The organism is Rhodococcus sp. EPR-147 (assembly GCF_001647185.1).
Classification (GTDB): domain Bacteria; phylum Actinomycetota; class Actinomycetes; order Mycobacteriales; family Mycobacteriaceae; genus Rhodococcoides.
Window position 1 is genome coordinate 1 of the sequence record NZ_LVCU01000086.1, and the last position, 1,289, is coordinate 1,289.

Sequence of the window (1,289 nt, forward strand, 5' to 3'; positions counted from 1 at the left end):
CGGACAGGACGAGCGCGGAACCGAACATCGCCGTGTAGCCGAACAGGTCTCCGACCACACCGGCGGCGATCCCGGCGGCACCCTGCGCGAAGACGATCGCGCACGCCATCAGCGTGTAATCGCTTCCCGCGAAGCGCTTCTCGGACGCGTCCATCATCAGCGCGAACACCGCCACGGTGGCCGCACCACCGAGCACATGTTCGGTGATGTTGGCGGTGACCAGAAGCGGAAAGCCGCCTACACCGAGGGACGCGACGACATACAGGGCAAGGCTCAGCGTTTGGCTCACTCCGCCCACCAGCAGGGCCCGACGACGTCCGTACCGAAACGCCAGCCATGCCCCGAGTGCGGCTCCTCCGACCGCAGCCACCGAAGACAGACCGCCCTCGACCAGCGCTATCTGGGGCAGCGACAGACCGCTGTCCGACAGAAACGGACCCACGAGGGCCGATCCCATCGAGTTGCCGAACTTGAACCCGATGATCAGCAGAATGAATGCAATCATTCCGGGTCTGCGAAGCCGCGACCACCAGGCACCGGCCAGCCGCCCCGGCCTCGGTCGCTCGGCGTGCGGATCGGAGTCCGCGTCGGCCGCGTCGAGTTGTCTGCGCATCCACCACACGGGGAGCGTCGTCAGCACGATCAGCAGTGCCATCGCAACGAACAGCGCGCGCCATCCGGCGAAGGTGAACAGCCACAACAGCAGTCCGCCACCGCACACCATGCCGATGCGGTAGGCACCGACCTGGAGTCCGTTGCCCAACCCGCGCTGCGCCGCGGTGAGCGTGCGCACCGCGATGCCGTCGGTCGCGATGTCCTGCGTCGCCGACAGAGCATTCATGACGAAGATACCGACGAACAACCAGCGCAACGTCGAGGACAGATCGAGGAACGACAACGCCAGTGCCACCGCTGCGGCCGAACACTGCAGCGAGAGCAGCCACCGCCTCCTGGATCCATACCGATCGACGTACGGTGCCCAGAGGAACTTGAGCGCCCACGGCAGGAACAACACACCGGTTGCGCTGATCTTCACCAAGGAGAACCCCGACTCTCGGAGCACCACCGGCAAGGCCTGGGTGAAGAATCCGAACGGCACTCCCTGCGCGAAGTAGAGCGCACCCAGGAGAGTGAGGGTCCCGGCGGTGAACGACGCCGGGCGCACCGCGTTGGTCATGACGGCCATCGTGTCAGAGCGACGCCGACTCCGCTGAATGCGCTACCGGCTGGCGAAGGATGGTGCGCAGCTTCGCAGGTTCGACCCGGCGCGGATCGCTCAGGTAGATCTC

At 66.0% G+C, this 1,289-nt stretch carries 1 protein-coding gene and 1 pseudogene; both read right to left on the bottom strand.

What is annotated here, in order from left to right; translation table 11 throughout:
* On the bottom strand, positions 1 to 1,177 hold a 1,177-nt coding region (locus A2J02_RS04440; RefSeq protein WP_082899478.1), incomplete at its 3' end, for an MFS transporter.
* Between the two features lie 13 nt (positions 1,178 to 1,190).
* Positions 1,191 to 1,289: pseudogene (locus A2J02_RS29015) on the bottom strand (GyrI-like domain-containing protein); the annotation flags it as partial.